The sequence below is a fragment of the Micromonospora sp. NPDC049580 genome, assembly GCF_040675595.1.
Lineage (GTDB): Bacteria > Actinomycetota > Actinomycetes > Mycobacteriales > Micromonosporaceae > Micromonospora.
Map to the genome: position 1 here is coordinate 1 of NZ_JBFAPG010000254.1, position 8,983 is coordinate 8,983.

At 73.3% G+C, this 8,983-nt stretch carries 8 protein-coding genes; 3 read left to right on the forward strand and 5 right to left on the reverse strand.

The window, feature by feature from the left end; all coding sequences use genetic code 11:
• Positions 1-312 precede the first annotated feature (312 nt).
• Positions 313-990, forward strand: a complete 678-nt coding sequence (locus AB0J68_RS19925) for a DUF4142 domain-containing protein (RefSeq protein ID WP_354861553.1) — start codon at positions 313-315, stop codon at positions 988-990.
• An 86-nt stretch (positions 991-1,076) separates the two neighbouring features.
• Here AB0J68_RS19925 and AB0J68_RS19930 read toward each other — a convergent pair whose 3' ends face one another.
• From AB0J68_RS19930 to AB0J68_RS19950, 5 genes are all read right to left on the reverse strand, one after another.
• Positions 1,077-1,364 carry an Lrp/AsnC ligand binding domain-containing protein gene (locus AB0J68_RS19930; protein WP_354861552.1) on the reverse strand — a complete coding sequence of 96 codons (288 nt, stop codon included), beginning with the start codon at positions 1,362-1,364 and terminating at the stop codon, positions 1,077-1,079.
• 338 nt (positions 1,365-1,702) lie between these two features.
• Positions 1,703-2,569: a sugar phosphate nucleotidyltransferase gene (locus AB0J68_RS19935; RefSeq protein WP_363939855.1), complete on the reverse strand. Its 867-nt coding sequence runs from the start codon at positions 2,567-2,569 to the stop codon at positions 1,703-1,705.
• Complete coding sequence (locus tag AB0J68_RS19940; RefSeq protein ID WP_354861549.1) at positions 2,566-3,108, reverse strand: NUDIX domain-containing protein; 543 nt, start codon at positions 3,106-3,108, stop codon at positions 2,566-2,568. Before AB0J68_RS19940 ends, AB0J68_RS19935 begins: the two co-directional genes overlap by 4 nt.
• Before the next feature lie 53 nt (positions 3,109-3,161).
• On the reverse strand, positions 3,162-4,955 hold the full coding sequence (locus AB0J68_RS19945; protein ID WP_354861576.1) for an HD domain-containing protein: 1,794 nt from the start codon (positions 4,953-4,955) through the stop codon (positions 3,162-3,164).
• A 128-nt stretch (positions 4,956-5,083) separates the two neighbouring features.
• A complete protein-coding gene (locus tag AB0J68_RS19950; protein ID WP_363939856.1) occupies positions 5,084-6,838 on the reverse strand; it encodes a DEDD exonuclease domain-containing protein in 1,755 nt (584 codons plus the stop codon).
• 127 nt (positions 6,839-6,965) lie between these two features.
• Between AB0J68_RS19950 and AB0J68_RS19955 the strand changes: the two genes are divergently transcribed.
• Both AB0J68_RS19955 and AB0J68_RS19960 read left to right on the forward strand, forming a co-directional pair.
• Positions 6,966-8,396: an NYN domain-containing protein gene (locus tag AB0J68_RS19955; protein ID WP_355066907.1), complete on the forward strand. Its 1,431-nt coding sequence runs from the start codon at positions 6,966-6,968 to the stop codon at positions 8,394-8,396.
• A gap of 137 nt (positions 8,397-8,533) precedes the next feature.
• Entirely contained in the window at positions 8,534-8,947 is a 414-nt protein-coding gene (locus AB0J68_RS19960; protein ID WP_363939858.1) for a hypothetical protein, read from the forward strand.
• Positions 8,948-8,983: the final 36 nt, after the last annotated feature.

The following is an 8,983-nucleotide window of genomic DNA, read 5'->3' on the forward strand; positions in this document are numbered from 1 at the left end:
GGCGCGCCCCCCCCCAACCCCCCCCCCCCCCCCCCCCCCCCAACCCCCCCCCCCCCCCACCCCCACACCCCCCCCCCCCCCAACCCCCACAACCACCCCCCCACCCACCCCCCACCCCCCCCCCCACACCCCCCCCGCGGGCCCCCCCCCCCACTCCCGGCGCCCCCCACGTCGTTGTCGGTGTCCCGTCGCCCATCCGAGCAGGAGTCGGACGGCCACGGCGGGACCGGTCGACCCCGCGCGTCGGGCGATCGCAGGAATAACCCCCGTGAGCCGGGTATCCGTGCGGTCCAACGTCTCAAGGGGGGAAGCATGTTGGGTCTCAAACGCCTCGGCCTGTTGGCCGCGCTGGTGCTGGTAGGCGTCGCGCCGGCTGCGGCCGCGCAGGCCGCGGCACAGCCGTCGACGCAGGACACCCAGTATCTGCAGGCGCTGCACCAGGTGAACCTGTTCGAAATCACCGCCGGTGACCTGGCTCAGCAGAAGGGCCAGAACCAGGGGGTCAAGGACCTGGGCGCGATGTTCAAGACCGACCACACCCAGCTGGACCAGACGGTGCAGCAGACCGCGTCCCAGCTCAAGGTCGAACTGCCGAACGAGCCCACGACCGACCAGCAGGCGGTCATCGACAAGCTGAACAACGTCAGCGGCGCGGAGTTCGACCGGCTCTGGGTGACCAGTGAGCTGGCCGGTCACGTCCAGGCCATCCAGGCCACCCAGACGGAGATCTCGCAGGGCTCCGAGCAGTCGGTGGTCCAGTTGGCCCAGACCGCCCTGCCGACGCTGCAGACGCACTACGACGAGCTGGTCCAGCTCGCCAACCAGTTGGGCATCCCGGTCCCGCAGGCCAGCGCCAGCGGTACGCCCAGCCCGGGTACCTCGTCGCAGGCTCCGGGTGGCACCACCGAGTCGCCCGCTCCGGGTGGCATCACCGAGTCCCCGGAACCGGGCCTCGGCACCACCGAGCGGCCCGCGCCCAGCGAAAGCTGACGTAGCGGCAGCAGACGGCCGGTCCACCCGCACGGGTGGACCGGCCGCGCCGCGTCCGGCGTCGGCCGTCCACGCGGCCCGGCGGGTCAGTCGGCGTCGGCGAGGCCGATCGCGAACGTCTCCTCAAGGTCGAGCTGGGAGTACGCCCGGAACGCGATGTGCGACTCCGTGTTCAGCACACCCGGCACCTTGGAGATGCTGCCCGCGATGACCTGTGCGATCTGGTCGAACTCGCGGACCCGGACGATGGCGATGAGGTCGACGTGCCCGGCCACCGAGTAGACCTCGCTGACGCCGGTGACATTGGCGAGGGCCTCCGCCACCTCGGGGATCGCGTCGGTGGCGCAGTCGATCAGCACGATCGCGGTGATCACGGGGCAATTCTCCGTTCGTTGGCGTCGTTGCCCATGCTAGATGTTCCCGACGGGACCGGGGTCGGGTGCACCCGGCACCGTCCTCCCGCGCCCGTCGCCGTTGCCCGGTGTCGGGTGCCCGGCGCTGTCGCCATCAGCCGTCGCTCCAGGTATGCCCACAGCTTGGGCAGGCGTTGTCGCCAACGAGCGGTATACCTGTGAGTCATGTTTATGACCCACAGGTATACCGCTCACACGAATCATCCCGCCGACGCGCCGACGCGCCGAACCGACCGGTCTGCCGACCCGCGGAGCCGGCGGCGCGGCGAGCGGCCGGCCCGGCGGCGCGGGCGCGCGGGTCAGCCGTGCGGGGCGGCTTGGACGGTGCCGGCGTCCCCGAACCGGATCGCGTCGTGCAGCCGTTCGCCGCTGCGCACGAGGGCGCCGGGCCAGACCACGGTGCGGCGCACGTCGCCGTCGACCCGTGCGCCCGCGCCGACCACCGACTCCACGCAGCGCCCGGTCACCGTGGCGGCCGGGTCGACCAGCACGTCGCCGCTCGCGGCGTGCAGGTTGGCCGCCAGGTAGTCGGCGGGGGTGCCGGTGTCGTAGAAGGTGCCCGGGTAGGGCACCACCTCCAGCGCGCCGGCCGCCTCGGCCGGCCGCCACACCGCGCGTACCAGGTCGGAGAAGACCACCGGCAGGTCGCGGACCAGCCGCCACGGCAGCAGCGAGAACCCCGTGAAGCAGTGCCCGGCGAAGGTGCCGGGCGCCCTCGGGTCGGCGGCGGGCTGCCCGAGCAGGCGTACGGACTCCCCGTCCCAGCCGTCCAACAGCGCGGCCACGTCGGGGCCCGGGGGAGTGGCCGGGTCGGCCAGGTACGCGTCGGCGTTGCCGACCAGCACCGGCCGGCCGCCGATCCAGTCCCGCAGGTTGGCCACCCCACCGGCGGTGCCGAGCGGGTCACCGGGCTCCACCGACAGGTGGGCGCGATCGCCGACGTGCGCGACCACCTGGTCGGCGAGGTAGCAGGCGTTCACCGCGACGCGTGCGGGGCCGCTCAGGCCGAGGCCGGCCAGGCGGGCCAGCGCCCGGTCCAGCAGTGCCACGTTGCCGACCGGGCAGAGCGCCTTGGGCACCCGTGCGGTGAGCGGGCGCAGCCGGGTGCCCTCACCCGCGGCGAGCACGACCGCGCAGAGGTCCGCCGGCCCGCCCGCTTCGCTCACGGCGCGGTGTCGGGCACCGGAGGCGGGAACTGCCCGGCCAGCGGCCCGATGTCGTAGTAGGCGAGCAGCCGGGCCGTCGGCCAGGTCAGCTTGGGCAGGTCGTCCAGCGGATGCCAGGCGGCCTCGAAGACCTCCGCGCCGTCGACCGCCAGTTCGGTGCTGGACGCCGGCACCTCCGTCTCGAACACCATGTCCACCCAGCCCTTGGCGTGCACGATCGCGTTCGGCACCGCCGGGCGCAGCCGGGACGGTGGCAGCCGGATGCCGGACTCCTCGAACAGTTCGCGGACCGCGCCCACGACCGGAGGCTCGGCCCGGTTGAGCAGGCCGGCGGGCAGCGACCAGCCCTTGCCGGGGGGCTGGCGCAGCATCAGCAGCCGGCCCGCGCCCGTCGCCTCGGAGTCACGGACCAGGGTGACCGCCCCGACGATGTACTTGGGCACGGCCAGCTTGACCAGGCGACGGCGCACCGGCAGCGGCAATCGGTAGAAGGCCTGGTAGAAGATGGCCCGACCGGTGGCGCGGGAACGGGGGATCATGACCCCAGGCTAGTGGTCACGAATGTCCTTCGGACGCGCTGGGGCCGGGCGGGTCACTGTCGATGGTCGACCAGGTCGATGAGCTGGCGTACCACGGTGTCCGGTTCGATCACCCGGTCGAAGACCGCGACCAGCAGGGTCTCCAGGTCGGGATAGCCCAGCTCCTCGGAGAGCCGCAGCAGCGGCAGGTCGCTGGCGAGGCCGCGGTTGTGCTGGCGCAGGGCGAGCCCGATGGTGGCCCGACCGAGGCGGACCTTGTCGCTGATCGTGATGCCCGGCTCGGTGTGCTCGGCGAACCACCTGTTGATCTGCATCTGCGCGTGCGGCGACTTGACGAAGCCCAGCCACTCCTTGCGCGGGCCGCGCGGCGCCACGCCGGCCTCGAAGCCGTTGTCGCCGTCGTTCTCGGTGAAGATCTCCACCACGTCGCCCTCGTCCAGCTCCGAGCTCAGCGGCGCGAGCCGGCCGTTGATCCGGGCGGCGAGGCAGTGGTCGCCCCGCTGGCTGCCCAGCTCGTACGCCAGGTCGACAGGTGTGGCGCCGGCCGGCAGCACCACCTGGCGCCCGTCGGCGAAGACCTGGATCTGGCCCTCGGCGAGGTCGCAGCGCAGCGACTCGTAGAACTGTGCCGGGTCGGCGGCGTCCGGCTCCCAGTCGAGCACGCGGCGCAGCCAGTCCAACTGCTCGGCCCGGGCCGCCGCGCTGCCGCTGCCCGAGCGCGGGAAGCGGAAGTCGGCGGCGATGCCGTACTCGGCCGAGCGGTGCATCTCCTCGGTGCGGATCAGCACCTCCACCGTGCGGTCCTGCGGGCCGCAGACGCTGGTGTGCAGCGAGCGGTAGAGGTTGTTCTTCGGTGAGGCGATGAAGTCCTTGAAACGGCCTGGGATCGGCCGCCACGTGCCGTGGATGGCGCCCAGCGCGGCGTAACAGTCGGTGGCCGGGCCGTCGACCACCACCGAGATGCGGGGCAGGTCGTACGGGGCGGTGTGGCCGCCGGCGATGGTGTCCTTCCAGATCGAGTAGAGGTGCCGGGGGCGCGGGCTCACCTCGGCGTCGACCCGGCTGCGGCGCAGCGCCACCCGGGCCCGTGTCACCACCGCGTCGAGGTAGGAGTCCCAGCCGGGCCGATCGTGCACGTGCCGGGCCAGCCGGGCGTGCTCCTCGGGCTCCAGGTGCAGCAGCACCACGTCGTCCAGCTCGCGCTTGAGGGTCTGGATGCCCAGCCGGTCGCAGAGCGGGACCAGCACCTCCTGGGTCTTGCGGGCGATCCGTTCCCGGGACGCCGCGGAGCGCACACCGAGCGTGCGCATGTTGTGCAGCCGGTCGGCCAGCTTGATGATCAGCACCCGGACGTCCTTGGCGGCCGCGACGATCATCTTGCGGATCGTCTCCGCCTCGGCGGCCTTGCCGTAGAACGCCTTGTCGAACTTCGTCACCCCGTCGACCAGGTGGGCCACCTCGCCGCCGAAGTCCTCCGACAGCGCCTGGAGCGTGTAGCGGGTGTCCTCGACCGTGTCGTGCAGCAGCGCCGCCACCAGCGTCGTGGTGTCCATGCCCAGCTCGGCGCAGATCTGCGCCACCGCGAGGGGGTGGGTGATGTACGGTTCCCCGCTCTTGCGGAACTGGCCGCGGTGCATGTTCTCCGCGATCGTGTACGCCCGGCGCAGCACGGCGGGGTCGGTGCCCGCGTGGATGCCCCGATGGGTGCGGACCAGGTGCGTGACCGGGTCGGAGTCGGTGGTCGGCCAGGTCAGCAACGACCGCAGTCGGCGGGTCAGGGGCAGCTCACCAGACCGGGTCGGCAGGGCGCCCCCCAGGGCGGCGCCGTGTCCGGCGTCGACGTCCACGAGGGACACCTCCTCACCCCGGCTCCGCGACCGCCGGACCGGGCGATCGGGAGCAGGCCCACGAAACGGGCAGGACTGCACTTCTCTAACAGCCTAAGGGAGTCGACGTAGTCCGATCGGTCAGTTGGTCATGAGCGTTCGGTCGAGAGTTGGTGCGACGCCCCGCTCTCGGCCTTCGCCAGCAGGTCACGGAAGCGGCCCGCCCCGCCCGCCGGCGAGGACCAACCGGACGACATCTCGACCAGCCGGGTCTCCGGCCGCTCCAACCAGGACAGGATGCGCTCGGATTCCTCCGCCGTGGCCGCCGGCACCGGGCCGTGCCCGCCCGACACCGTCTCGGCGGTGGCGCGGATGGCGTTCAGCGTGGGTCGCGGGTGGACGCCGGGCGGGGACACCCCGGCTCCGGCCAGACGACCGTGCCGGACCAGGGCCAGCTCCCAGCCGCCCCGGGCGGCCGGTCGGGCGGCGGCCAGCTCCACGATCCCGGTCAGCGCCGCCAGCCGCTGCATCCGCACGGTGGCGCGCAGCACCGCGGCCAGCCGGGACCGCACCACGGCGGCCTCCTCGTAGCGCTGGTCGGCCGCGAGCACGTCGATCCGGGCCAGCAGCGCGTCCACCACCGGTTGCGGGTCGCTGGCGGTCGCGGTGCGGAACGGCCCGGCTGCTCTGTCGTCGTACTCCTCTGGAGTGATCTTGTGTTCGCAGGGTGCCGGGCAGCGACCCAGCTCGGCCAGCGCGCAGGCCGGCGTGACGGTGCGCAGCGAGAGCCGGTGCGTGCACTGGCGCAGCGGCACCGCGTCGTGGAAGCCGGCGGCGGCCAGCTCGGCGGCCCGCCGGGAGGTGAAGGGCCCGAGGTAGGCGGTGTCCGTGGGGGACAGATCCCGGACGATCGACAACCGGGGGTACGGCCCGTCGGTCAGCTTGAGCCAGAACATCCGCTCCGGGTATTTCGACCGCCGGTTGTACGGCGGGGCGTGCGCGGCGATCAGCCGCAGCTCACGGACCTCCGCCTCCAGCGAGTGGGCGCACTCCACGGCCTCGACCCGCTCGGCCGCGCCCAACATCTCGGAGATCCGGGCGCGCTTCTCACCGGCGGTGAAGTAGCTGCGCACCCGGGTGGCGATGTCGCCCGAGGTGCCGACGTAGAGCGGCCGGTCGTCGGCGGCCCGGAAGATGTAGACCCCCGGCACCTTGGGCAGCCCTTCGGCCAGGTGGCGCTTGCGGCGCTGCGTCGGGGTGACCGCCCGGGCGAACTCGATGGCGTCGCCGACGGTGTCCACCCGGTGCCCGCCGAGCCGGCCGATCAGACCGTGCAGCACGTCGACGGTGGCCTTCGCGTCGTCGAGCGCCCGGTGGGTGGGCTGGGTGGCGGTGCGGAAGTAGGCGGCAAGGGTGCCCAGCTTGCGGTTGGGCACCTCGTCGCGGGTCAGCACCCGCCGGGCCAACGCCGCCGTGTCCAGCACGCGCGGGTTGGGCCAGCGGTGCCCGTGCTTCGCGCAGGCGGCCTTGAGGAACCCCACGTCGTACGGGGCGTTGTGGGCGACCAGCACCGCGTCGGCGATGAACTCCAGGAAGCTGGGCAGCACCTGCTCGATCGGCGGCGCCGGCACCAGCATGGCCTGGGTGATCCCGGTCAGCACGGTGATGAACGGCGGGATCGGCTGCCCCGGGTTGACCAGGGTGGCCAGCTCGCCCAGGTGCTTGCCACCGCGCACCTTGACCGCGCCGATCTCGGTGATGCCGCCGCCGTCGGGCGCGCCGCCGGTGGTCTCCAGGTCGACCACCACGAAGGTCGTCGCGTACAGCGGCAGGGCCGGGTCCACCCCGCCCACCGCCGGGTCGAGACCGGCCAGTGACTCCTGGACGTACTCCGCCTGTGCCATCGGCGGCACGCTAGCGCCCCGGTCCGACACTCCCGTCGCAGCCGTCCCAGCAGTCACCATGGGGCTAGGATGAGAGATCGGCTCACTCACCGGGCGGTGGGCCCGGTCGCGGTGGGAGACTTGCCACATGCCCCTCACCGAGCCGTACGACGACCACCTCCCGCAGGAGGATCCGGTCGGGGGCGGCGGTGCCGTGGGCGACCCGGACAGCAGTGACACACCTGCCGATTCGGGTGCCGATCCGGCAGTCGAGCCGGAGCCGACGTTGCCCGAGCCGGTCCGGCAGCGGATCGTGGCGCTGACCGCCACCGTGCTGCCCACCCTGCCCGCCGACGAGGTGCCGGTGCCGCTGCGCCGGGTGGCCAAGTTCGCCCCCAACCGACGGGCCCGGCTCGGCACCCCGGCCATCGCCGCCCAGCTCACCGCCGACCCGCTGTTTCGGCAAAGGGTCACCGCCCGGGTGCTTGCCGACGCCGGCGACCTCGGCGCGGCCGTGGTCGAGGGCACCGCGCCGGCCGCCGCCGACCCGGTCGAGGTGGCCGCGCTGGCCTACCTGGCCCGACCCCGCGGCTGGCGGGAGCTGATCGACGCCAGCGGCGCCGCGGTCCGCGCCGAGGCGGACAGCGCCGTCGTCGCCGAGCTGGTCCGTGAGGCCGAGCAGCGGGCCACCCGCGCCGAACACGACCGGGCGGTGGCCCGGGTCGAGGCCGAGAAGCTCCGCGACGAGCTGGCGCGGGTCCGCGAGGAGCTGGGCCAGCTCCGCGAGGAGTCCCGTCAACTGGCCCGTACCCTGCGCGAGACGCAGGCCCGTGAGCGCAAGGCCAGCGAACTCCTGGCCACCGAACGCGGCCGGGCCGCACGCGCCAGCGCCGACGTGGACGCCGAACTGCGCCGCGCCCGCGCCCGGCTCGCCGAGGCGGAGGCCGCCGCCGGGGTGGCCCGGGCCAGCGCCAAGGAGGCGCGTTCGGTCGACGACGCCCGCCTCTGGCTGCTGCTGGAGACCATCGGTCAGGCCGCCGTCGGGCTGCGCCGGGAGTTGGCGCTCGACCCGGTGGACAAACTCCCCGCCGACTTCGTCGCCGACGCGTTCGCCGAGCAGCCGGGCACCGCCCCGGCCGGCCCGGCCGCCCGTGCCCGCGACACCGACGACCCGGCCCGACTGGACCAGCTGCTCGCCCTGCCCCGGGCGCACCTCGTGGTGGACGGCTACAACGTCACCAAGCGCGGCTTCGGCGAGATGTCGTTGGAGCAGCAGCGCAAGCGCCTCATCACCGGGCTGGGCGGGATCGCCGCGCAGACCGGAGACGAGGTCACCGTCGTGTTCGACGGCGCCGAACGGATGCACGGGCTGCCGCCCGCGCCCCGCGGCGTCCGGGTGCTCTTCTCCCGCAAGGGCGAGACCGCCGACGAGCTGATCCGCCGCCTGGTCCGCGCCGAGCCGGCGGGCCGCCCGGTCGTCGTGATCTCGTCCGACCGCGAGGTCGCCGACGGCGTACGCCGGCACGGCGCGTACCCGCTGGGCGCCGACTCGCTGCTGCGCCGCCTCGCCCGCTCCTGACCGCGCGCCCGGGCCGAGCCGTCGGGCCGAGCCGTCGGGGCGGGCAAGAATACGGCGAGGTTCCTGCAGGTTCGGTCGGCGACGGTGTCCGCATCGGCCCGGCACCGTCGGGCACCGGACAAAGGCAGGCGAACGGTATGAGAAAAAGACTGCTGGGCACCATCCTCGGCACGGTTGTCACACTGGCGGCGCTCCTCGTCGCCCCGGGACCGGCCCAGGCGGCCTCGGGTGGCGGTTGCACCGGCGCTTACCCGATCAGCTCGTGCATCTCGTACCAGGGCTCCAACCAGACCGTGGTGGGTGACTTCTACATGAACGCCACACCGGACCAGTCCCGGTGCACGGCGTACCTGCAGTTGCGGACCACGAACAACGGCAACACCTCCTGGATCTACTACGACCTCAACCGGACCGGCCGATTCGGGCCGATCAGCCGCAACGTCAACGTGATGAACAACTTCAAGGGCTCCGCCGTGGCGGTGGTCGAGGTCTACACGTGCAGCGGAACGTTGCACGGCATCTTCACCAGCCCTCGGGTGTACTACCCGTGACGTACGGATCCGGCCGCTGGCGCTGACGCACCAGCG

What these genes read in the sequence shown, in the direction of transcription:
- AB0J68_RS19940 (WP_354861549.1), bottom strand. Translation starts at nt 3,108, where the DNA reads ATGATCCCCCGTTCCCGCGCCACCGGTCGGGCCATCTTCTACCAGGCC.
- AB0J68_RS19925 (WP_354861553.1), top strand. Translation starts at nt 313, where the DNA reads ATGTTGGGTCTCAAACGCCTCGGCCTGTTGGCCGCGCTGGTGCTGGTA.
- AB0J68_RS19960 (WP_363939858.1), top strand. Translation starts at nt 8,534, where the DNA reads ATGAGAAAAAGACTGCTGGGCACCATCCTCGGCACGGTTGTCACACTG.
- AB0J68_RS19955 (WP_355066907.1), top strand. Translation starts at nt 6,966, where the DNA reads ATGCCCCTCACCGAGCCGTACGACGACCACCTCCCGCAGGAGGATCCG.
- AB0J68_RS19950 (WP_363939856.1), bottom strand. Translation starts at nt 6,838, where the DNA reads ATGGCACAGGCGGAGTACGTCCAGGAGTCACTGGCCGGTCTCGACCCG.